We start from the raw sequence: 21,731 nt of genomic DNA on the forward strand, positions 1-21,731 counted from the left end.
TACCGTTTGGCGTATCGAGTTTCCAAAAAAAGCTCGTCCCTCATGTTGAGGGACGAGCTGTTGTGTTCAACGAATCAATTGTTCTTCCGGGTGTTTCAATAGGACGTGCCGTGTAATCAACGTATCTAATTCCTGGCTGATATGAATCACTTCAGGAGACGTCCAACTGTGTTGCGACGCGATTTCGTATAGTTCATCGCGTTTTTGTTCAATGGCATGGTGTAAGTTTTCAGCTGTGATGACCGCCACTTTGTTTCCCCCATCGTTATAAAATAGAAACTGGCATACTTGAATATCCAAATGTTAGCATCTAACTCTACGTATGACAAGTTTCATTTCCATGTCAAACATTACAAAAAAAAGTGACGCTTACCACAAACAAAAGATACGAGCATTTTGAAAAGGTTTTCGCTATAATGGGGCTGAAAGGTGGAAGATCGCATGGAAGTCACTCTATGGCTCGCTTTTGGGGCGGGCGTCTTATCATTTTTATCTCCGTGTACACTCCCGCTTTATCCCGTCTTCTTGTCCTATATTACCGGAGTATCGGTCTCTGACTTGAAGAATGAAGGATTGCGGCAACGGAAAGCTTGGTTTCATACATTCGCGTTTTTGTTCGGGTTCTCGATCGTCTTCCTCGTCCTCGGACTATCAACCTCACTGATCGCCGACGTCTTTATCCAGTATAAGGACAGCTTGCGCATGTTCGGCGCCATCCTCATCTTCGTATTCGGTGTCTTTTTGGCGGGGATTTGGCAACCGAGCTTCATGATGCGGGAGAAAAAGCTGTCGCTCGGGGAACGGAAGAGCGGTTATTTCGGTACGGTCTTGATTGGAATCGGTTTTGCGGCAGGGTGGACACCGTGCACAGGACCGATCCTCGCCGGGGTCATCGCGCTCGCGGCATCGAATCCGAGTCAAGGGATGGGCTATATGCTCGCTTACGTCATCGGCTTTGCGATTCCGTTCCTCATCATGGCCGGTTTTGTAGGGAAGATTAAATATTTGGCAAGAAACAGTGCGACCGTCGCCAAATTCGGCGGCTATCTCATGATGGCGTTCGGCGTCTTGTTATATTTTGATGGTATGAACCGATTCGCTGCGTGGATGAGCGAACTCGTCGGCTTCACCGGATTTTAAAGGGGTTGACCATATGTCGATATTTTGGGGATCGACCATCGTCGCGTTGCTCATGGGGCTCGTCGCAAGTTTCGTTCGGGTCAAAGCCTCGGCCTATCCGACGAACGCGAAGAAGATCTTAATCCCGCCACTCGCGATGTCGACCGGGATGCTCCAATTTCTCGTTCCCGCTTTTCGGCTCACGTGGCTCGAGGTCGGAGAGGCGCTTCTCGTCGGTTTGATTTTTAGTGTGTTCCTCATCAAGACGTCAAACTTCGAGAAACGGGACGGGGAAGTCTATCTTTCCCGTTCGAAAGCCTTCTTCATCGTCGTTTTCGTCCTGCTCGCCATCCGGACCGCGATGAAGGCGTTCATCGGGGCGGAAGTGAACATCTTCGCGACGGGCGGACTATTTTACTTGATCGCCTGGGGCATGATCGTGCCGTGGCGAATCGCGATGTATCAAAAGTACAAACAGATCATGGCCACATGAAAAGCGTACCTGATGATGAAATCAGGTACGCTTTTTTTAGTCTGCTTTCGAGGCGGCAGCTTCCGTCTCGGCATCGATGCCGGTGTTCGCCTTTACGAGAATCCGTTCATAGTTCCCAATCGCTTCGTCAGACTTGGTCAAATACGTCCCGACGATCGCAGCGAGGAAGCCGAGCGGAATCGAGACGATCCCCGGGTTCGTGAGCGGGAAGAGCGCCTCACCGATAAAGATAGCGGAGCCGTCTGGCGCCCAAATGTTCGGACTGATGGCGACGAGGAACAAGGAAGAGAACAAGCCGACGACCATCCCGAAGATGGCACCACCCGTGTTGAACCGTCGCCAGAAAATCGTGAAGAGGATGACCGGCAAGTTCGCACTCGCCGCGACAGCGAACGCGAGCGAGACGAGGAACGCCACGTTCATCGACTGGGCGAAGAAAGCGAGGCCCATCGACACGACGGCGACGGCGACCGAAGCGATGCGAGCCGCAGCCACTTGTTCTTTCTCCGTCGCTTCCCCTTTACGGATAATGTGACCGTAAAAATCGTGGGCGAACGCGGAGGCGGCCGACAAGACGAGACCGGCGACGACAGCGAGGATCGTCGCGAAGGCGATCGCGGCGACGAAGGCGAACAATAAGTCTCCGCCGAGCACTTGTGCGAGGAGCGGAGCGGCCATGTTTCCGGCCGGGTTGGCAGCGATGATGGCGTCAGACCCGACGAAGGCGGCGGCACCAAAACCAAGGAAAATGGTCAATATGTAAAACGCGCCGATGACCCACGTCGCATAGACGACCGATTGACGCGCGGTCGGTGCATCTTTGACCGTAAAGAAACGGATCAAAATATGCGGGAGACCGGCCGTCCCGAGGACGAGCGCCAAGTTAAGCGAAATCGTATCGAGCGGTAGTTTGAATTTGTTGCCCGGATTCAAGAAGCTCTCACCGAGCGGGGTCGCCTTGCTCACTTCCGAGAACATCTTGAAGACGGAGAAGTCGAACTTGGCGAAAACGAGGAACGAGATGATGGCCGTCCCGATCATCAAGAGGACTGCCTTCGTAATTTGAACCCACGACGTGGCCGTCATCCCACCGAAGACAACGTACACCGTCATCAAAATCCCGACGACGACGACGCTCGTCGTGTAAGGGATGCCGAGCAATAGCTCGATGAGCGCACCGGCGCCGACAAGTTGGGCAATCATGTAAAAGATAGAGATGACGATAGCGTTCATCGCGGCGACGCCGCGGACGCGCGGCTTGTTGAAGCGAGCGGCAATCATGTCGGCCATCGTGTATTTCCCTAGGTTTCGAAGCGGCTCGGCGACGAGATATAAGACGACGAGGTACGCGACGAGAAACCCGATTGAATAGAAGAATCCGTCGAAGCCGGCGAGGGCAATCATTCCGGCAATCCCGAGGAACGAGGCGGCCGACATATAGTCCCCGGCGATGGCGAGACCGTTTTGAAAACCGGTCAGTCCGCCGTCGGCCGTATAAAAGTCGCTGGCCGTCTTCGTTTTGCGGGCGGCAAAAAATGTGATGACGAGCGTCAATCCGACAATGGCGAGAAACAAGAGTACGGCAGTCAAGTTCATCGTGTTTCCTCCTGCTTAATTTGTTCGACGAGCTCATCGAAGCGACGGGCGCGTCGGCTGTAGAGGACGCAGAACGTCCATGTCATGAAGAACTGAGCGAAGGCGAGTACCCACGCCCATGTGATGTACCCGGCGACTTGATTGTTTAAAAATGTAAAATAACTCGTCGAAACCGGTAACGTAAAATAAAAGATAAGTGAGAAAATAATCGATGGGAGAATGAAGCGGTTCTTCTCCCGCATGAGTTGAATGAACGTCGGACTCTCGACGATCGCCTCAGCAGAACGGCTACTCTCGGTCTGGGTTGCTTGCGTGACGTCATGCATAAGTGTACCTCCTTCATATTCGAGATACGTACATTATAGAAACGAGAATAAAGGAAAAGCTATCCATTTTTTCACTACTGAAATCCAAACGTTATACTAATATTGGTCATACCAATTTATTGTAAGCGTTTTCAATATTGTCTAAATGTTGAACGTTATTCTATAATAATTAATACCGGAAAAAATAGTTCTTTAGACTTACTAGTCGTATGGCACAATTTACAAACGATGCCATACAAAAAGTCCTCGAAATCGAGGACTACTGTTGGAAATAGTGTTTGTATCTCGTCCAGTCGATCTGTTCTTGCTCGAGCGCTTTCTTTAAAAACTTGTGGTCGCGTTTCGGTGTCGCGGCGATGTAGCCTTTCACGACGAGTTCGGTCGTCATCTCGTTCGCCCGCGATTCTAGCGCGAACTGTCCGATTTTACCGGCGATTTTCCGAATCGCGACATCACGGAACAGTTCCGGTACCGGCGTGACGAGCCGGTCCAGCAGCGTGCGTGTCTCCGGTGTCCACATGTGCCGGGTGCGGTCGATATAATCGTCTTCGATGTCGAGTAAGGACAACCCGTCCTCTTTTGGCATCCGCTTTAAAAATTTGCGGAACATGAAAAACCCGCCGATTGACATTAAGCCAATCATCACGAAACCCCAAAAGACAATGAAATACATGACGAGACTCTCTGGCATCGTCTTTCCCCCGTTCTATTTACAGTCATTCAAACTTAGTATACAAAAAACCGCTCGATTGCAAAAGTATCCGCTTTGACTCAGGATGGACGAACCGGTCACATTTCGTTAGAATAGATAGCGTTGCAAAATGAACGAATCAGGAACGTCTTGAATCAGAAAGGATCACATATATGAGCCAATTGAAACACGAAGTGGAAAAACGTCGCATCTTCGGTATCATCTCCCACCCGGATGCCGGTAAGACGACTTTAACAGAAAAACTGCTCCTACACGGAGGGGCCATCCGTGAAGCGGGGACGGTCAAGGCCCGCAAGAACTCAAAACACGCCAAATCCGACTGGATGGAAATCGAGAAGCAGCGTGGAATCTCGGTCACATCTTCGGTCATGCAATTTGTCTATCAGGACAAAGTTGTCTCGATCATGGATACGCCGGGGCATAACGATTTCGGTGAGGACACGTATCGCGTTTTGACGTCGGTCGACAGTGCCGTCATGGTCATCGATGCCGCGAAGGGGATTGAGACGCAGACGAAGAAACTGTTCCAAGTTTGCCGCATGCGTGGAATCCCAATCTTTACGTTCATGAACAAACTCGACCGCCAGGCGAAAGATCCGCTCGAGTTGATGGAAGAACTAGAAGAAGTACTCGGTATGCCTTCAGTCGCCGTCACTTGGCCAATCGGTAGCGGGATGCAGTTCGAAGGGGTGTATGACCGCATCAAGAACGAAGTTCATTTGTTCCGAGGCGACAAGTCGACGCTCACGCTAAACGAAGACGGTGTGAACGACCCGGTGCTCGCCGACTATTTGACGGAAGAGAACTTGACGAACTTACGTGATGAGATTGACCTGTTAGACGGTGCCGGCAACGAGATTGACGTCGAGGCGATTCAACACGGGAAATTGACGCCGGTCTTCTTCGGGACGGCCCTCGTCGATTTCGGTGTCACGTCGTTCCTTAACCACTACCTCGACATGTCACCGGCGCCAGAAGCACGCAAATCGAACGTCGGTCCAATCGACCCGACGTCAGAAGAGTTCAGTGGCTTCGTCTTTAAAATCCAGGCGAACATGAACCCGGCCCACCGTGACCGCATCGCGTTCGTGCGCATCTGTTCGGGTGTGTTCGAGCGGGGCATGGATGTGACGCTTACGCGGACGGGCAAGAAAATCAAGCTCAGTCAATCGACACAGCTCATGGCGAACGACCGGGAAACGGTCGACAAAGCGTTCGCCGGCGACGTCATCGGGATTTACGATTCGGGCACGTATCAAATCGGGGACACGATCACGACGGCGAAGCAAAAGATTGCGTTCGAGGCGTTGCCGACGTTCCCGCCAGAACTGTTCATGCGTGTGTCGCCAATCAACTCCCTCAAGTCGAAGCACTTCCACAAAGGGGTCGAGCAGCTCGCGCAAGAAGGTGCGATTCAAGTGTATCGCAACGAATATAACGAGATTTACCTCGGTGCGGTCGGCCAACTCCAATTCGAAGTGTTCGAGTACCGCTTGAATAACGAGTATGGTGTCGACATCCGCATGGAGCCGGTCTCTTACAGTGTCGCACGTTGGGTGAAGGACAAGGAATTGAAGGCGCTCAAGCCGTTCCAGGACTCACGGAACATGCTCGTGACGGACCGCTGGGAACGCCCGGTGTTCTTGTTTGCCAATGAATTCACGTTCGACCGCTTCAAAGAGCGTTACGAAGACGAACTCACGCTCGTCGATGCGCTCGACGTGAATGCGGAAATCGGTGTAGAGTAAGTTCGGCTGTCAAAGCGATTCCGTTATGGAGTCGCTTTTTTCATGTTCAACCGAAAATGGAATCTTGATAAGTTTTACTTATGACTAATTTGTGACGGAATGTATTTTACGTCACGCTATAGTTGTATTATGATAAACATGTGATAAGTAAGCGATTACGGCAACTGCCGACGTCGCCGCTTTCAAAAAGGGGGAAATCGTATGGAACAAACGAACGTGTTAGACGCTTTTTCATCGCGGACGAAGTTCGAGGTGAACGGGCAAGCGTATGACTATTACCGACTTAGAAAACTTGAAGAAGATGGAGTGACTGAACTCAGTCGTCTTCCATATTCGATTCGTGTCTTGCTCGAATCGGTGCTACGTCAACAAGATGGCCGCGGCATCACGAAAGAGCACGTCGAGAACTTGGCTAAATGGGGTACAGCCGAGGTGTCGAAAGATATCGACGTCCCGTTCAAACCGGCCCGCGTCGTCCTTCAGGACTTCACAGGCGTCCCGACCGTCGTCGACCTCGCCTCACTCCGTAAAGCGATGGCTGACCTTGGGGGAGACCCGAACAAGATTAACCCGGAAATCCCGGTCGACCTCGTCGTCGACCACTCGGTCCAAGTCGATGCGTATGGTTTCGCCGGCGCACTCATGAAAAACATGGACATCGAGTTCGAGCGGAACGAAGAGCGCTACAAGTTCTTACGTTGGGCTCAAACGGCGTTCGACAATTATCGTGCCGTCCCACCAGCGACCGGAATCGTCCACCAAGTCAACTTGGAGTACTTGGCGTCGGTCGTCCTCGAGAAACAAGATGGCACAGGCAACGTGGCGTATCCGGATTCACTCGTCGGAACGGATTCGCATACGACGATGATCAACGGTCTCGGTGTCCTCGGTTGGGGTGTCGGTGGGATTGAAGCCGAAGCGAGCATGCTCGGTCAACCGTCATACTTCCCGGTACCGGACGTCGTCGGCGTCAAAATCATCGGAGAAGTCAACCCGGGTGTCACAGCGACCGACGTCGCGCTCGTCGTCACAGAAATGCTCCGGAACGAGAAAGTCGTCGGCAAGTTCGTCGAGTTCTTCGGTCCATCGCTTCACACGATGCCGCTCTCAGACCGGGCGACGATCGCCAACATGGCGCCTGAATATGGTGCGACGTGTGGCTTCTTCCCAGTCGACACCGAGACGCTCAACTACATGCGCACAACGGGTCGCCCAGAAGAATTGATCGACCTCGTCGAAGCGTACTCAAAAGCGAACGACTTATTCTATACACCGGACCAAGCCGATCCGTCGTTCACGAAGACGCTCACGCTCGACTTGTCGAAAGTTGAGCCGTCGCTTGCTGGACCGAAACGTCCACAAGACCGCATCAACTTATCAGACCTTCAGACGGCATTCGTCGACAGTGTGACGGCACCAGCCGGACACAGCGGCTTCGGTCTTGAAAAAGCTGAGCTTGAGAAGACGGCGGCGGTCAACTACACAGACGGCGCTGTCGACATGCGTACGGGTGACGTCGCGATCGCAGCCATCACGAGCTGTACGAACACGTCAAACCCATACGTCATGGTCGGAGCAGGACTTGTCGCGAAGAAAGCCGTCGAACGCGGTCTCACGGTTCCAAAATTCGTAAAGACGTCGCTCGCACCGGGCTCGAAAGTCGTTACCGACTACCTCGACAAAGCCGGCCTCACGCCGTACCTCGACCAACTCGGTTTCAACACCGTCGGTTACGGATGTACGACATGTATCGGAAACTCGGGTCCACTCGACCGCGAAGTCGAAGACGCGATCACATCGAATGATTTGCTCGTCTCATCGGTCCTCTCGGGGAACCGTAACTTCGAAGGCCGCGTCCACCCGCTCGTCAAAGCGAACTTCTTGGCGTCACCGCCACTCGTCGTCGCGTACGCGCTCGCTGGATCGGTCAACTTCGACATCATGAACGAGTCGTTCGGAACAGACAAAGATGGCAACGAGGTCTTCTTCAAAGACATCTGGCCATCAAACGATGAAATCAAGATGGTCGTTCAAGACGTCGTCTCACCGGAAGCGTTCCGCAAAGAGTACGATACGGTCTTCACGGGCAATGAGCGTTGGAACGCGCTTGACGTGCCAGAAGGCAACTTGTATGACTTCTCGGACGACTCGACGTATATCCAAAACCCGCCGTTCTTCGAGAACCTGGAGCCGGAAGCGGGAGAAGTCCATGCGTTGAACGGCCTCCGCGTCATCGGGAAGTTTGCCGATTCGGTCACGACCGACCACATTTCACCAGCCGGTGCGTTCTCGAAGACGACTCCAGCTGGACAGTACCTTCAGTCGAAGGGCGTCGCACCGCTCGACTTCAACTCGTACGGCTCACGCCGTGGGAACCACGAAGTCATGATGCGCGGCACGTTCGCGAACATCCGCATCCGTAACCAAGTCGCACCAGGCACTGAAGGCGGCTTCACGACGTACTGGCCGACTGGCGAAATCATGCCGATGTACGATGCGGCCATGAAGTACAAAGAGCAAGGCACAGGCCTCGTCGTCTTCGCTGGAAACGACTACGGTATGGGCTCGTCGCGTGACTGGGCAGCCAAAGGAACGAATCTTCTCGGCATCCGTGCCGTCATCGCGCAAAGCTTCGAACGGATTCACCGCTCGAACCTCGTCATGATGGGCGTCTTGCCACTCCAGTTCATGGACGGGGAGTCAGCCGACTCCCTCGGACTCACAGGCGAAGAAGCGATCGACATCCAAGTCGACGAGTCGGTCCGCCCACGTGATATCTTGAACGTCAAAGCAACGCATGAGAACGGTACGGTGACCGAATTCAAAGTCATCGCTCGGTTTGACTCTGAGATTGAAATCGACTACTACCGTCACGGCGGCATCCTACAGATGGTCCTTCGTGACAAATTGAAGTAAACATGTTGACCTTCCTTTGAAAAAAGGAAGGTTTTTTTTGTGAATGTGCGGAATTAAGGTGAGAGGCCCATCGATATCGGGAACAGGATGAGGAGAGGGGGGAGTGTATGGAGCGACAGACGAAATCAGGGAAAAGCTGGTGGCAACGTTTGATGCAAAAGGAAGAGGTCGTAGAGCATGACGTCGACATCACGCTACCGGAACTCAGACAGGCGATTCATGAGTACGAACAGACGCTACCGAAAGGGGTCAACCGGACCGTCTTACTCGATGATACACAAGAAATCGACTTGACGCGGTTGAAGCGGCATCTGCCCGGCAAACCGAGACAGCGGTTTTTCATGTCGAAAGAGACGTTTTATATCGTTCCAGAAGAGGAGCGGGACATCATTTATGAGATGGACCAAGTCCAACGGGCACTCGACCTGTACATGGAACAAGAACAGAAATTACCGCTCCGCAAGTTTCAACAGACGATGCAACTCGATTTGGCACGTCTACGAGAAGGCGGTTATTTGAAAACGCTACCGAAGCGCCCGTATTATGTCGTTGATGAGACGTTGATTGTCTCGCTCGAGCCGAAACCACCTGAGTGACGTTCACGTTCCGTCACTCTTTTTGGTTTCATTCAATACAGGTCGAGCGGTTGTGGAGGGTTTACAAAGTATGTTACGGTGGAAAACGTATATGAAAATAAGAAAATTGAATAGGAGTGACTACTAATGAAAAGGAAAAGCCAAGTGACGACCGTTTTCATCGTTTCAGCTATCATCACGGTCTTGTTCACGATTTGGGGCATCTTTCCGGAACGCCTCCTTGGCAACGCCAGCCTATTGAACGTGACGACGACCGTTCAAGGATGGCTCTCGAACGGCATGGGCTGGTTTTACTTGCTCAGCGCGACCGGGATTTTGCTCGTCGCCGTCTTTTTAATCTTCTCGCGATTCGGCTCGATTCGGCTCGGAAAAGATACGGATCGTCCCGACTTCGGTTATTTGACGTGGTTCGCCATGCTGTTCAGTGCCGGGATGGGAATCGGACTCATCTTCTGGGGGGCGGCCGAACCGCTCCTCCACTTCCACAGCCCGCCATTCGAATCACCGACTCCTGAAGGCGACGCTCGTACCGCGATGCGCTACGCGTTCTTCCATTGGGGCTTCCATCCATGGGCGATTTACGCGATGATCGCACTCGCCATCGCCTACTCGACGTTCAGAAAAGGACGTCCGGCGACAATCGGAGAGACAATCGGGTCGCTCGTGAACGATCGTTATGAACGTCCCGTTAAACAGACAGTCGACATCCTCGCGGTCATCGCGACGGCATTCGGTGTCGCGACGTCGCTCGGGTTCGGGGCGCAGCAAATCGCAGGGGGTCTTCACTATTTGATTCCAAGCGTACCGAACGCGTTCTCGACGCAACTGATTATCATCGCTGTCGTGACGGTGCTCTACATGATCAGCGCCTCGACCGGCCTCGAGAAAGGGATTCGGATTTTAAGTAATACGAACATCTTCCTCGCCATCGTCTTGCTCGGGGCGACGCTCATCGCCGGACCGAGCGCGTTCATTCTCGACCTGTTCACCCAGACGATTGGGACGTACGTCCAACAGTTGCCGTCGATGAGTTTCCGGACGGCCGCACTCGAACCGGTCGAACGCGAATGGATTAACGGCTGGACGATCTTCTATTGGGCATGGTGGATCTCGTGGTCACCGTTCGTCGGAACGTTCATCGCCCGTGTCTCGAAAGGGCGGACGATTCGCGAATTCATCATCGGCATCTTACTCGTCCCGACCTCGTTCGGACTGCTTTGGTTCTCGGTATTCGGTGGTTCGGCGATCTGGGCAGACTTGTTCGGCGGACAGAGTTTGATTACGGCCGTCAACGAGATTGGAACGGAAGTCGGACTGTTCGCCTTGTTCGAGACGTTCGGAGGGTTCGGTACGTTGCTCAGCATCATCGCCATCTTCCTTATCTCGACATTCTTCATCACGTCGGCCGACTCGGCGACGTACGTGCTCGGGATGCTCACGACGAACGGGAAGCTGATTCCCCCGATGCGCATCAAGCTAACGTGGGGTTTCATTCAGTCCTCGATCGCCGCCGTGCTCCTTTACGCGGGTGGACTGAGCGCACTTCAGGCCGTCGCCATTCTCGTGGCGTTCCCGTTCATTTTCGTGCTCATCTTCATGATCATCGCCTTGTTCAAAGACTTGTCGGATGAACCGGATGAGCGAGACAAATGGATTGATGCGTATAAAAAAGAAGAAGATAAGCTCGGATAATGAAATGAGGGTCTCCATGCGAGACCCTTTTTTGGTCGTAAATATTTTGCATGACCTCCACGCTAGTGTAGGATAGTAAGTGAAGCAGAGTGGGAGGGCATGATATGAAACAACAAATGAAAAAACGTCTGAGTTGGGTGATTGGGGCTGGCATTCTCATCATTGGTGCCTTACTCATTTACAACCTTTACTCGTTGTTCAACTTTTCGGATGACGAAGGCAGGGAGAACCGCACCGAGCCATTCTATACGTCCGTCGTCATCGGCTATGAAGAGAAGAAGCTACCGACGGAAGGCGAGACGCTTGAAGAGCGCGACTACCTTGTCACTTACGACGAGAACGGTCATTTCGTCTCGGAAGTCGTCTCGGGACCAAACGTCGGAGCGAAAGCAGAATGGGACGGCTCGATTTACCGCGAATTAAATCCGGAAGGCGAGGAGACGATTCGTCAAGAGACGACGTCGGGCGCGGTCGCACCTCATCCGTTCCTGTCTCGAGCGACGAACGAACAGATCCGTAGATGGCTCGATGACGGCTCGCTCGGTTCGAGTGAAGGAGACGTCGAGATTATCGGTCGTACCGCGCAAGCGTTCGTCAAGACGGAAACGGCAGAATCGGTCCCGGCTAAATGGATTGAACAATATCCGTCGATCTTCAGTGAAGAAGGAAACGAGGAAGCGGTCACGTACTACATCGATGCGAACGAGCGGATTTTGCTCGCCGCAGAATCGCGTAATAACGGGAAGTTGTTCCACTCGATTCGCATGACGTCTTTTGAATCACGATAAATCGGCTAGGAGCAGACTGAGACGTCCGCTCCTTTGTCGTCTGAAAGGAAGAATGGAATGAAACAAATCAACTTGGACCAAGTGCAGGCTGACCTCACACGTTGGGAAGAAGGCGAGACGGTCGACGAGGCCGCCTTATTGTCTTACGCCCATTGGTCGCGCGCGACAGGGCAACGTGACGAATTGGCTCGCACGTTGACGTTACTCGCGACGAGACGGTTTCGGGAGACGGAGACGATGGACCCGCTTCTCAACCGCTGGATGAAAGAACTGGAGTCGATGCATGCCTTACCGGCAGAACTGCGGGTCAGCCAATTGAACGAGAAGTTGCGCCGATTCCGGCAGACGCTCCAAATCGAATGGCCGACACTTCGTGAGGCCGATTATGCGTCCATGAAAGTACAGATTTTGACCGACTATGAGGCGAAGACGTCGAGCCTGCTCGATCAGTTGGACCAACTTCACGAGGAAGTCGAACGGGCGAAGTCTGATTTACGCGACTCGGAATTCAAGCACCAGCTCGAACAGCTCTCCGCCGTCGTCGTCGAGGCGATGCAAGAAGTGGCGGCGCTCGAGGACGACACCGCGTCCCTCCTTGCCTCGATGCAGGGCAATTACTTTAGCCGTGAGGCGTTCCGTCGCTTCAATGAACGGGTGACGGCCGTGAAATCGAGACTTGAGACGATTATCGGATTACTCCCGGAACAAAAGCGCGAGACGAAGTCGAGCGGCATTGAGAAGTTGGAGACGATGATCGGCTTGACGGACATCAAAGCCCGCGTCAAATCGTGGTACCGCTTTTTGCTGTTCCAACAAGAACGAGAAAAAGCCGGTTTTTCATCGATTCATCAACCATCGCTTCATCTCGTCTTCACCGGGAACCCGGGTACAGGGAAGACGACGCTCGCTCGACTGATGGCTGAGATATACTTTGAACTCGGACTTCTCAGCCGGCCGGACGTCATTGAAGCCGATCGGTCGAGCCTCGTCGGCGCGTTCGTCGGACAGACGGAAGAACAAGTGATGAATAAAGTGAAAGAAGCCGAAGGTGGCGTCTTGTTCATCGATGAGGCATACGCACTGAAGCGACAAGATGCGAGCGGGAGCGACTATGGACAAGCCGCGATCGATACACTTGTCGCCGCGATGACGAGCGGCGAATATGCCCGGAAATTCGTCGTTATCCTCGCCGGGTATCCGGAAGAGATGCGTCACTTCCTCCTCGCCAACCCTGGCCTCCGGTCCCGGTTTCCAGAGTCGAACCATTACGAGCTACCGAACTATTCGGACGAAGAGCTCGTGGCGATTGGCGAGAAAGTGGCCGATGATAACAATTACGTGTTGACGGCTGAAGCGAAACGGGCGCTCCTCGCCCGACTCGACCGCGAACGTGTCGATGCGACGTTCGGAAACGCGCGCACGGTCCATAACATCTTGCTCGATGCGATGTTCCAAAAAGGGTCACGATTCGGCGCGGAGGCTCCGCTTGACGAGATGGCGATTTTGACCGAACTCGATTTTGTTGAGACTGAGTCCGAGGAAGACCGTGCGTTGTCTGTTGACGACCTCGTCGGCATGGATGAGGCGAAACGACAACTCCGGGAAATCGAGGCGCTCATTACCGTCCAAAAACGGCGGCGTGAACTCGGTCTGAAGACGGCGCCGGTCGAGCTCCATGCCACGCTCGTCGGAAACAGCGGGACCGGCAAGACGACGTTCGCCCATCTGTACGCCCAGCTGCTTAAAAAGACGGGCTACCTGAAGCGGGGCCATTTGAAAGTTGTCAGCCGTGCCGACCTCGTCAGCGGATACGTCGGTCAGACGGCACAGAAGACAAAAGCCGCGATCCGAGATGCGCTCGGCGGGGTGTTGCTCATCGATGAGGCGTATAGTTTGAGCGGGGGCCCGAACGATTATGGCAAAGAAGCGATTGACACGCTCGTCGACGAGATGCCGAAACACGGGGAGAACTTGGTCGTCGTGCTCGCGGGCTACGATGCCCCGATGCGTCGATTGATTGAATCGAATCCAGGGCTCAGCAGTCGAATTAAACGAAGCATTCACTTCGAGGACTATTCGACGAATGAGCTCGTCGAAATCGCCATCCGCTACGCCGAGAAATTCGGCTACGTGATGGACGAGGACGTCCGCAGCGAAATCGAGAATCGAATCAGGCAGATGGAACGGCCGAACGCCCGCATGGCCCTGTCACTCATCGACGAGGCGATTGCAAGGCAGTCGTATCGACTTGTCGGCCAAGACGTGTCAGAAAGTGATTTCAACCAATTGTTAGTAGTAGATATTAGTACCAAGTTATAATATAATGATGTGGAAAGTGAGGACGATTTAATGCATACGATTCAAATTCCGGTTCGTTATCAAGAGACTGATATGATGGGGATCGTCTACCATGCGAACTATCTCGTCTATCTGGAGATTGCCAGAACCGAACTCTTGCGTGAACTCGGCGTCGAGTATAAAGACATGGAACAGGCGGGCTTCGTCTCGCCGGTCACGAACGTATCGGTCGACTACAAGAAAAGCGTGACGTTTGGTGACACGGTCAACGTCCGGGTCTGGGTCGACAGTTATTCTAAAATTCGTACCGTTTACGGCTATGAATTGACCGACCAGGATGGTCATTTGGTCGGCACCGCGAAAACGACACACGTCGTCGTCAAACAAGGCGACTTCAAGCCCGTCCGTCTCGACCGTGAGTTCCCGGAATGGCACGAGATGTACATGCGTGTCATGAGTCCCGTCTCATAACAGTGGTTCTTTTGTACCGTCAGTATGGTATCATATCTTGACGGTACTTTTTGTATATAGAAAGGGGAAGATCGCATGCGAAACCCATCGCAATGGATGGTGTGCTGCGCCTTGACGCTCACGTTAGTGGGCTGTACCACCAGCGAACAACCCGCAACGAATGAACCGGTGGAAGAGCCGGTCGTGACGGAAGAACCGACCGCGCCAGAAGAGGCACCGGAATCAACTGATGATGCCTCCGATACACCAGAACCGGAGGTGGCAGAAGAGCCAACGACCGAAGAAGAACCGGCCACGGAAACGCCAGAGGATTCAGCCTCAGTCGAAGAGGCGCCCCCGGTCGAACTCGTGCCGAAAGAACCGCTTGAGACGGAGGGACAGGCCAATTTGGCACTCGGCACGCTCATCCTCGTCAATAAACAAATCGCGCTTCCGAGCAACTATAAACCGCAAGACCTCGTGACCCCGAACATCGCTTTCGTCGACTCGGCGACGGGTGACCGTCGCATGCTTCGTCAAGAGGCGGCGACCGGAATCGAGGGACTCATGGCTGCCGCGAAATCGGCAGGGATTGACTTGAAAGGGACGAGCGCTTTCCGCTCTTATGACTATCAAGTTCAGCTCTTCAACGCGTACGTCGCCCGAGATGGCAAAGAACAAGCGATGAAATATTCAGCGCCACCGGGTCATTCTGAACATCAGACCGGACTCGCGATTGATGTCTCGAGCGCCTCGGTCGGGTATCAGTTGACGCAAGGGCTCGAGCAGACGAAAGAAGGCAAGTGGCTTGCCGACAACGCCCATAAGTACGGATTTATCGTCCGTTACCAGCGGGCTTTTGAAGATGAGACGGGTTATATGTATGAACCGTGGCATCTACGTTACATCGGGGTAGAACACGCAACGAACGTCAAACAAATGAACGTCCCGTTCGAACAATACCTCAAGCAATTAATGGACTAAGGGGAATTGCGATGCCTTATTTAACAGAGATTTTCATTGTATTGATCAGTTATGTGCTCGGGTCGATCCCGTTCGCGCTCATCATCGGCAAGCTCGGCTATCGGGTCGACGTCCGTGAACATGGGAGCGGGAACCTTGGGACGACGAACACGTTCCGTGTGCTCGGCAAACGGGCCGGAACGCTCGTCTTGCTCGGGGATATGGGGAAAGGGCTCGTCGCCGCGCTGCTCCCGCTTTTATTCGGGAGCGACATGAGTCTGCTGTTGGCCGGAATCCCGGCCATCATCGGCCACTCGTACCCGGTGTTTGCAAAGTTCAAAGGGGGCAAGTCGGTCGCGACGAGCGCCGGCGTCTTGTTGGCGGCCTTCCCGTGGTTTTTCCTCGTCGTCGTCACGACGTTCGTCGTGACGCTGCTCGTCTCGAAGATGGTGTCGCTGTCTTCGATGGCGGCGTCCGTCGTCGGACTCGTGACCGTGATCGCGTACGGCATCATTGCGCGAGATTGGTTGCCACTCATTGTCATCGTGCCGCTCGCCTTGTTCATCATCATCAAGCACCGCTCGAACTGGCAACGCATTCGTTCTGGGACCGAGCCGAAAGTGCCATTGTTTCAAAAGCGAAAATAATGCGAATACGGAGATGGATCGTTCAGTGACCTCCATCTCTCGTGTCCTCGATTCTTAGAGCCAAGCTTAACAAGCTTGGCTTTTTTGTGGATTTCTGTTGATTTTAACGAAAATTCACGAAAAACATGTTGGATTTGCCCGTTCTTTACCTTCCGTTTACGTTAAATTTACATCCGTTCGCTACACTAAGAAAGGAAACGAATATTGCGGAGGAGGCAGGCTTGTGTCTTTAATAGGAGAAGAACGTAAACAAAAGATTGTCGAGTGGATTGAACGGGAAGGAAAAGTGAAGACGAGTGAATTGATTGAACGATTGAACGTCTCGGGGGAGTCGATTCGTCGTTATTTAGAGGAGCTCGAGAAAGAACATCGGATTAAACGTGTTTACGGCGGCGCCGTCTTGCATCAAAGCGTCTCGTTCCAACCGATGATGATTTCCAATATGGACGGGATTCGCCGCATCGCCTATACGGCGTTCCAACTCGTCGAAGATGACGCGCTCCTCTATATCGGTCACGGTGTCGCGCCCGAGCAAGTCGCGGCCCGGATGCGTGGACGGAATTTGACGATCGTCACGCCGTCGCTCATGGTCGCGAAAGCCCTGTTCGAACAGCGGGCGAAAGGTGTCTTCACGGGTGACGTCCAGCTCCTCGGCGGCACCATCGACCCGAAACATCTCGTCACGGTCGGTGAGCAAGTGTTACAACAGCTGAAGGCATACGTGTTCGATGCCGCCTTCCTGTCCGTCGAAGGGGTCGACCCTACGCTCGGGCTGACGTGCGACGCGTACGGGCTCGCCACGGTGTCACAAGCGGTCATGCAGCAGAGCCGTACGTGTTATTTGCTCGTTGACCATACCCAGTTCAATCAACAAAAGCGGTATCGGGTCTCGGACTTTTCAATGGTGACGACGATCATCTCCGACTTCCCGGAACCGACGGATTGGAAGCGCGACCTTGCAATCCACGAGGTCGATTGGCGCTTTGCCCCATAACAAAGGAGGAGTTTGAATGATTGAAGTCATCGTGACTACGTTAGAAGAAGCGAAACAAGCAGAACGTTTTGGAGCGGACCGGCTCGAGTTAATTGCCGATTTCCCTTCAGGCGGGACGACACCGAGCTTCGGGACGATTCGAAACGTGGTCGAGCATGTTTCGATCCCGGTCCATGTCATGATTCGTCCGCACGCGAACTCGTTCGTTTACAGCGAGGACGATGAGGAGACGTTGCTCGCGGACGTCGGGCTCTGTCGCGAACTCGGAGCTGCAGGAATCGTCTTCGGCGCATTGACGGCTGACGGGAGCCTCGATGAACGGATCCTTGGTGAAGTGATCAAGCATAAAGGGGACATGGCGCTCACGTTCCATCGCGCCATCGATGAGGTGAGAGATATACTCGCCGCCGTCGAGGTATTAAACGATTTTCCTGAAGTCGATCACGTCCTGACGTCCGGTGGAGCCGCGACGGCACGAGAAGGAATCGATTCGCTCAAGGCGATGCGTGAGACGGCCGAGATGAACATCTTACCCGGAGCCGGTATCGATGCGAATAATGTACGCGAACTGATGGAGACACTTGACGTCTCATTCGTCCACGTCGGGTCCGGGGTCCGGACTGACGGCGCGCTCGATGAGTCGAAGTTCCGACAGTTGCGCGAACAAATGAGGCAATGAAGCAGTCGTTAGACTGTTTTTTTGCTATAATGAAAAAAACGATATAATGTAGGTGACGTTATGCAGGCTTCCGTATATAAACAATTTGCTTTACGTATGCTCTCTGGAAATTGGGGCATCGCGATCTTTGCGGCCATCGCGACGATGCTCGTGCAAACGGTCGTCACGTCGCAACTCGACCTCTCGGCTGATGCGACGCCGGACGTTCTGTTCACATCGATTCTATTGTTGTACAGCTCGCTCGTCCTGCTCGCCCCGCTCGAATTGGGCCGGAACTGGATTTATCTCGACATCGCGAAAGAAGACAAACCGACGCTCGGCTTGCTATTCGATTCGTTCGGATCGCTCAGACAGTATGTGAAGGCCGTTGGTTATTACGCGGTGTTCTATCTTGGGTTGAATCTCCTCATGTTGCTCTTGATCGTACCGGGTGTGTGGTTTTATTTAACGTTTCGCATGGTCCCGTTCATCTTGCGTGACCAACCCGACCTGTCCGTTCTCGCCGCCATGAAAGTGAGCAAGCGACTCATGGCGGTAAAAAGCTCGTCATGCTCAAGCTGCTCGCGAGTTATATCGGCTGGTACGTACTCGTTTTAGTGACAGGCGGACTCGCCTTAATCTTCGTCCAGCCTTATCTCGAGACGGCACTCGCGGGGCTCTACTTGGAAATCAAAGCAGAAAAAGACGCAGCACAAGAAAAAACGGTCAGCTGAGCATACGCGCAGCTGACCGTTTTTCATGTGTCATGACGATCTGTCTTTTGAGGATCGGGTGCATCATCGAACGCTTTTCGCTCCTCGCTCGATGCTTCCGCGTGCCATTTTTTTGCTTGTTCGGTGGCAATCGGGATGGCTTTTTTAGGAGAATATCCTTGGGCGAGCAAGGCGTTGGCGATATCGATGGCTTTCTTTTTGACGAGCGGGTCAAAGTTCTTCAACGATTGCGGATAGTCCTTCATGTTCCATGGCATGGACATTCGCCTCCTTCACTCACTTAATTCCACGCATCCCTCATTTCAAACGTCTTGATGTAGATAGTACTCAATCAGCGCCTGTGTCCCGTTATCTCCATAGCCGTTCTCTTGAAGAATCGTATACAGCTTCGCGGCGAGCTCGAGGCTTGGCAGTTTCACGTTCAGCTGCTCGGCACTCGCTAAGGCGAGCCCCATGTCTTTGATGAAGTGTTTGATAAAGAACCCTGGCGAGTAATCCTCTTGAATCATCCGGGGGACGAGGTTCTCGAGCGTCCAGCTCCCGGCCGCGCCGCCACGGATCGTCTGACGCAACTGCTCGGCGTCGAGCCCGGCTTTTTTCGCGAACGCGAGCATCTCGGCGTTGCCCATCATGATGCCGGCGATGGCGATTTGGTTCGCGAGCTTGGCATATTGGCCGCTCCCGGCATAGCCCATCCGCTCGATCGCCTGACCCATCGCTTCAAACAAGGGACGCGCCTTCGTGAACGCGAACTCCCCACCGCCGACGAGGATGGACAGCGTCCCGTTTTTCGCACCGACGTCACCGCCCGTGACCGGGGCATCGAGCGGGAGCAAGCTCCGGTCGATGGCCGCCTCGGCGATGCGTTCGGCGAGGATTGGGGAAGACGTCGTCATATCGATGACGAGCGTGCCCGGTTCAGCCGATTGGAGAATCATCCCTTCGCCGAAATAGATTTCCTCGACGTCGGACGGATAACCGACAATCGTGATGACGGCATCGGCCCCGACACAGACGTCAGCGACGGTGTCACACCAGGTGACGCCCGCCTCGAGTAAAGCGGTCGCTTTCTCTTTCGTCCGTGTATGGGCCTGGACGTGGAATCCCGCTTTCATCAAGTTCCTGACCATCGCTTGTCCCATGACCCCGAGTCCGATAAATCCGATTGTCTTCATACTGATTGACCTCCTAATTGTTGTTGCGTGACGAGTTTTTCGTATAGTGCATTGTCTTGTAACAGTTGTTGATGCGTGCCACGACCACTAATCGCACCGTTCTCGAGAACGATAATCTGTTCGGCGTGTTGTACCGTCGACAGACGGTGGGCGATGACGAGCGTCGTCCGGCCGCGCATGAGCCGGTCGAGCGCCTCTTGGACGAGCCGTTCCGACTCGGAATCAAGGCTCGAGGTCGCCTCGTCGAGAAGCAAGATTTGCGGATCGCGTAGAAGCGCTCGGGCGATGGCAAGTCGCTGACGCTGCCCACCGGACAACCGGACCCCACGCTCCCCAATCTCGGTATCGAGCCCGTCTGTCATCGCCTCGATGAAGAGACGGGCGTTCGCCATCTCACACGCCTGTAAAATCTCTTCCTCGGAGGCGTCTCGTTTCAATCCGTACAAGATATTGTCACGGACCGTGCCCGATAGGACAGGCGAGTCTTGCGCGACGTAGCCGATGATTTGGCGCCAATCGTTCCGGCCATATGTTTGAATGTCTCGACTGCCGTAAGTGATTCGCCCTGACGTCGGCAGATAGAATTGTTCGACGAGCGCGAAGAGCGTCGTCTTGCCGGCTCCGCTCGGTCCGACGATCGCTGTCGTAGCCCCGAACGGAACGGTCATCGACAGCTGTTTGATGATGGGTGTCTCACCATATTGGAACGTCACATCCTCAAAGGCGAGTGACGCCTGTTGAATCGATTCCGCCCTGTCCGTATAAGGTTCTGCTTCCACGAGAAGCAGTTCTGAAATCCGTTCGGTCGCACCGCGCGCCTTTTGGAGACGCGTCAAAAACTCCGACATCGTGATAAGCGGCGTGATGATTTGGAACAAGTAGAGCATGAACGCGAGGAGTGACCCCGTCGACAGGGCACCGGTCGAGACACGGTACGCCCCGAAGCCGAGGATGGCGATGAGCATCGCCGTCAGCGTCACGTTAAGTAGCGGGATTAACAGCGCTTGAATGCGTCCTTCTTTTACCCCGTAATTGAACAGGAGCTCAATCCGGCGTTTTCCTTCTGTCACTTCTTCCGGCTCCGTCGCTTGCGACTTCACGAGGCGAATCTCGCCGAGCAGTTCGGCGAAGAACCCGGACAAGGCACCGAGTTCGTGTTGTGTCTTTTTGGCGATGACGCGCAACTTTCGGCCGAGCGGGATGACGATGAGCAGTGTCGTCGGCACAGAGAACAGGATGACGAGCGTCATCTGCCAATCGAGCGTGAACAAGATGCCGACCGCCCCGATGATCGAGACGAGTGAGGTCAGCAGACGGACGCTCTGCTCGGACAACAGTTGTTGGAGCGTCGTCGTATCGTTATTGAGCCGCGAGACGAGCTCGCCCGACTTGATGCCGTCGTAAAACGGGATCGGCAACGCGACGAGCCGTTCCCATAACGTCGTCCGTAAGTTCGCGACGACGCGCTGACCGACAATATGTAACCAGTAGATTGAAATCGCGCTCGAGATGACTTGGACCAAAAACGCCACGATGAAGATGGTGACGAGCCGTGCATCGAGCATGGCGACGCTCCAGTTGTCGACGACACGTTGCAAGATGAGCGGGATGGCAAGTGAGGCCATCGCTTGAACGAGCGAGATGAGGATTGCCCCGATGAATAACGCTTTCGGAGGCTTGGCGATTCGAAACAGTCGAACGAATGACCGCCATGTGGTCGTAGATTCCATCACACGACCCCCTTTCCATTTAACTTTCGCTGTTTCGAAATGAAGTGTCAAGACGTCGAACTGGATTACCGAATAATGATAGAATAGATACGAGGT

22 protein-coding genes are annotated in these 21,731 nt (G+C 53.8%); 15 read left to right on the forward strand and 7 right to left on the reverse strand.

Annotated features, from left to right (window positions below; translation table 11 throughout):
- Positions 1-66: 66 nt before the first annotated feature.
- Entirely contained in the window at positions 67-249 is a 183-nt protein-coding gene (locus RT52_RS15310) for an aspartyl-phosphate phosphatase Spo0E family protein (protein WP_034804990.1), read from the reverse strand.
- A 192-nt stretch (positions 250-441) separates the two neighbouring features.
- On the opposite strand from RT52_RS15310, the gene RT52_RS15315 reads away from it, so the two are divergent.
- On the forward strand, positions 442-1,140 hold the full coding sequence (locus RT52_RS15315; RefSeq protein WP_034804988.1) for a cytochrome c biogenesis CcdA family protein: 699 nt from the start codon (positions 442-444) through the stop codon (positions 1,138-1,140).
- Between the two features lie 19 nt (positions 1,141-1,159).
- A complete protein-coding gene (locus tag RT52_RS15320) occupies positions 1,160-1,612 on the forward strand; it encodes a CcdC family protein (protein WP_034805147.1) in 453 nt (150 codons plus the stop codon).
- 36 nt (positions 1,613-1,648) lie between these two features.
- On the opposite strand, the gene RT52_RS15325 is transcribed toward RT52_RS15320, so the two are convergent.
- The 3 genes from RT52_RS15325 to RT52_RS15335 all read right to left on the reverse strand — a co-directional run bounded on the left by RT52_RS15325 (position 1,649) and on the right by RT52_RS15335 (position 4,225).
- Positions 1,649-3,208: a solute symporter family protein gene (locus tag RT52_RS15325; protein ID WP_034818246.1), complete on the reverse strand. Its 1,560-nt coding sequence runs from the start codon at positions 3,206-3,208 to the stop codon at positions 1,649-1,651.
- Complete coding sequence (locus tag RT52_RS15330) at positions 3,205-3,534, reverse strand: DUF485 domain-containing protein (RefSeq protein WP_034804984.1); 330 nt, start codon at positions 3,532-3,534, stop codon at positions 3,205-3,207. Before RT52_RS15330 ends, RT52_RS15325 begins: the two co-directional genes overlap by 4 nt.
- 259 nt (positions 3,535-3,793) lie before the next feature.
- Positions 3,794-4,225 (reverse strand): DUF2621 family protein, encoded by a 432-nt coding sequence (locus RT52_RS15335; protein ID WP_034804980.1) that lies wholly within the window; start codon positions 4,223-4,225, stop codon positions 3,794-3,796.
- Between the two features lie 173 nt (positions 4,226-4,398).
- On the opposite strand from RT52_RS15335, the gene RT52_RS15340 reads away from it, so the two are divergent.
- From RT52_RS15340 to RT52_RS16860, 13 genes are all read left to right on the forward strand, one after another.
- The gene (locus tag RT52_RS15340) at positions 4,399-5,994 is read left to right on the forward strand and encodes a peptide chain release factor 3 (protein ID WP_034804977.1); all 1,596 of its coding nucleotides are present in this window, start codon (positions 4,399-4,401) and stop codon (positions 5,992-5,994) included.
- 201 nt (positions 5,995-6,195) lie between these two features.
- Positions 6,196-8,910, forward strand: a complete 2,715-nt coding sequence (gene acnA / locus RT52_RS15345) for an aconitate hydratase AcnA (protein WP_034818247.1) — start codon at positions 6,196-6,198, stop codon at positions 8,908-8,910.
- Between the two features lie 107 nt (positions 8,911-9,017).
- Positions 9,018-9,506 (forward strand): DUF3939 domain-containing protein, encoded by a 489-nt coding sequence (locus tag RT52_RS15350; protein WP_245175570.1) that lies wholly within the window; start codon positions 9,018-9,020, stop codon positions 9,504-9,506.
- A 126-nt stretch (positions 9,507-9,632) separates the two neighbouring features.
- The gene (locus RT52_RS15355) at positions 9,633-11,198 is read left to right on the forward strand and encodes a BCCT family transporter (RefSeq protein ID WP_034818249.1); all 1,566 of its coding nucleotides are present in this window, start codon (positions 9,633-9,635) and stop codon (positions 11,196-11,198) included.
- Between the two features lie 104 nt (positions 11,199-11,302).
- Complete coding sequence (locus tag RT52_RS15360) at positions 11,303-11,986, forward strand: hypothetical protein (protein ID WP_034818250.1); 684 nt, start codon at positions 11,303-11,305, stop codon at positions 11,984-11,986.
- A 57-nt stretch (positions 11,987-12,043) separates the two neighbouring features.
- A complete protein-coding gene (locus RT52_RS15365) occupies positions 12,044-14,305 on the forward strand; it encodes an AAA family ATPase (protein WP_034818252.1) in 2,262 nt (753 codons plus the stop codon).
- 30 nt (positions 14,306-14,335) lie between these two features.
- Positions 14,336-14,755 carry an acyl-CoA thioesterase gene (locus RT52_RS15370; protein WP_034805448.1) on the forward strand — a complete coding sequence of 140 codons (420 nt, stop codon included), beginning with the start codon at positions 14,336-14,338 and terminating at the stop codon, positions 14,753-14,755.
- A 75-nt stretch (positions 14,756-14,830) separates the two neighbouring features.
- Positions 14,831-15,718, forward strand: a complete 888-nt coding sequence (locus RT52_RS15375) for a M15 family metallopeptidase (RefSeq protein ID WP_034818254.1) — start codon at positions 14,831-14,833, stop codon at positions 15,716-15,718.
- A gap of 11 nt (positions 15,719-15,729) precedes the next feature.
- The gene (gene plsY / locus RT52_RS15380; RefSeq protein WP_034818256.1) at positions 15,730-16,344 is read left to right on the forward strand and encodes a glycerol-3-phosphate 1-O-acyltransferase PlsY; all 615 of its coding nucleotides are present in this window, start codon (positions 15,730-15,732) and stop codon (positions 16,342-16,344) included.
- A gap of 223 nt (positions 16,345-16,567) precedes the next feature.
- A complete protein-coding gene (locus RT52_RS15385) occupies positions 16,568-17,338 on the forward strand; it encodes a DeoR/GlpR family DNA-binding transcription regulator (protein ID WP_034805457.1) in 771 nt (256 codons plus the stop codon).
- Between the two features lie 16 nt (positions 17,339-17,354).
- Positions 17,355-18,017 carry a copper homeostasis protein CutC gene (locus RT52_RS15390; RefSeq protein ID WP_034818258.1) on the forward strand — a complete coding sequence of 221 codons (663 nt, stop codon included), beginning with the start codon at positions 17,355-17,357 and terminating at the stop codon, positions 18,015-18,017.
- Positions 18,018-18,077: 60 nt separating this feature from the next.
- Positions 18,078-18,614, forward strand: a complete 537-nt coding sequence (locus RT52_RS15395; RefSeq protein WP_245175573.1) for a hypothetical protein — start codon at positions 18,078-18,080, stop codon at positions 18,612-18,614.
- Positions 18,566-18,730, forward strand: a complete 165-nt coding sequence (locus RT52_RS16860; RefSeq protein WP_245175576.1) for a DUF975 family protein — start codon at positions 18,566-18,568, stop codon at positions 18,728-18,730. Before RT52_RS15395 ends, RT52_RS16860 begins: the two co-directional genes overlap by 49 nt.
- A 23-nt stretch (positions 18,731-18,753) precedes the next feature.
- Here the strand turns inward: RT52_RS16860 and RT52_RS15400 are convergent, their stop codons facing one another.
- From RT52_RS15400 to RT52_RS15410, 3 genes are read right to left on the reverse strand one after another with little or no spacing between them, the layout of a single operon-like run.
- Positions 18,754-18,987 carry a DUF2188 domain-containing protein gene (locus RT52_RS15400; protein ID WP_034818301.1) on the reverse strand — a complete coding sequence of 78 codons (234 nt, stop codon included), beginning with the start codon at positions 18,985-18,987 and terminating at the stop codon, positions 18,754-18,756.
- Positions 18,988-19,032: 45 nt separating this feature from the next.
- On the reverse strand, positions 19,033-19,905 hold the full coding sequence (locus tag RT52_RS15405; RefSeq protein WP_034818260.1) for an NAD(P)-dependent oxidoreductase: 873 nt from the start codon (positions 19,903-19,905) through the stop codon (positions 19,033-19,035).
- The gene (locus tag RT52_RS15410; protein WP_034818262.1) at positions 19,902-21,635 is read right to left on the reverse strand and encodes an ABC transporter ATP-binding protein; all 1,734 of its coding nucleotides are present in this window, start codon (positions 21,633-21,635) and stop codon (positions 19,902-19,904) included. The genes RT52_RS15405 and RT52_RS15410 overlap by 4 nt, the downstream gene beginning before the upstream one ends.
- Between the last annotated feature and the right edge of the window lie 96 nt (positions 21,636-21,731).

This window comes from Exiguobacterium alkaliphilum 12/1, assembly GCF_000714435.1.
GTDB lineage: Bacteria > Bacillota > Bacilli > Exiguobacteriales > Exiguobacteriaceae > Exiguobacterium > Exiguobacterium alkaliphilum.

What these genes read in the sequence shown, in the direction of transcription:
- RT52_RS15315 (WP_034804988.1), top strand. Translation starts at nt 442, where the DNA reads ATGGAAGTCACTCTATGGCTCGCTTTTGGGGCGGGCGTCTTATCATTT.
- RT52_RS15405 (WP_034818260.1), bottom strand. Translation starts at nt 19,905, where the DNA reads ATGAAGACAATCGGATTTATCGGACTCGGGGTCATGGGACAAGCGATG.
- RT52_RS15375 (WP_034818254.1), top strand. Translation starts at nt 14,831, where the DNA reads ATGCGAAACCCATCGCAATGGATGGTGTGCTGCGCCTTGACGCTCACG.
- RT52_RS15395 (WP_245175573.1), top strand. Translation starts at nt 18,078, where the DNA reads ATGCAGGCTTCCGTATATAAACAATTTGCTTTACGTATGCTCTCTGGA.
- RT52_RS15410 (WP_034818262.1), bottom strand. Translation starts at nt 21,635, where the DNA reads ATGGAATCTACGACCACATGGCGGTCATTCGTTCGACTGTTTCGAATC.
- RT52_RS15335 (WP_034804980.1), bottom strand. Translation starts at nt 4,225, where the DNA reads ATGCCAGAGAGTCTCGTCATGTATTTCATTGTCTTTTGGGGTTTCGTG.
- RT52_RS15340 (WP_034804977.1), top strand. Translation starts at nt 4,399, where the DNA reads ATGAGCCAATTGAAACACGAAGTGGAAAAACGTCGCATCTTCGGTATC.
- acnA (WP_034818247.1), top strand. Translation starts at nt 6,196, where the DNA reads ATGGAACAAACGAACGTGTTAGACGCTTTTTCATCGCGGACGAAGTTC.
- RT52_RS15330 (WP_034804984.1), bottom strand. Translation starts at nt 3,534, where the DNA reads ATGCATGACGTCACGCAAGCAACCCAGACCGAGAGTAGCCGTTCTGCT.
- RT52_RS15370 (WP_034805448.1), top strand. Translation starts at nt 14,336, where the DNA reads ATGCATACGATTCAAATTCCGGTTCGTTATCAAGAGACTGATATGATG.
- RT52_RS15360 (WP_034818250.1), top strand. Translation starts at nt 11,303, where the DNA reads ATGAAACAACAAATGAAAAAACGTCTGAGTTGGGTGATTGGGGCTGGC.
- RT52_RS15350 (WP_245175570.1), top strand. Translation starts at nt 9,018, where the DNA reads ATGGAGCGACAGACGAAATCAGGGAAAAGCTGGTGGCAACGTTTGATG.
- RT52_RS15365 (WP_034818252.1), top strand. Translation starts at nt 12,044, where the DNA reads ATGAAACAAATCAACTTGGACCAAGTGCAGGCTGACCTCACACGTTGG.
- RT52_RS15355 (WP_034818249.1), top strand. Translation starts at nt 9,633, where the DNA reads ATGAAAAGGAAAAGCCAAGTGACGACCGTTTTCATCGTTTCAGCTATC.
- RT52_RS16860 (WP_245175576.1), top strand. Translation starts at nt 18,566, where the DNA reads ATGCTCAAGCTGCTCGCGAGTTATATCGGCTGGTACGTACTCGTTTTA.
- RT52_RS15325 (WP_034818246.1), bottom strand. Translation starts at nt 3,208, where the DNA reads ATGAACTTGACTGCCGTACTCTTGTTTCTCGCCATTGTCGGATTGACG.
- plsY (WP_034818256.1), top strand. Translation starts at nt 15,730, where the DNA reads ATGCCTTATTTAACAGAGATTTTCATTGTATTGATCAGTTATGTGCTC.
- RT52_RS15400 (WP_034818301.1), bottom strand. Translation starts at nt 18,987, where the DNA reads ATGCCATGGAACATGAAGGACTATCCGCAATCGTTGAAGAACTTTGAC.
- RT52_RS15390 (WP_034818258.1), top strand. Translation starts at nt 17,355, where the DNA reads ATGATTGAAGTCATCGTGACTACGTTAGAAGAAGCGAAACAAGCAGAA.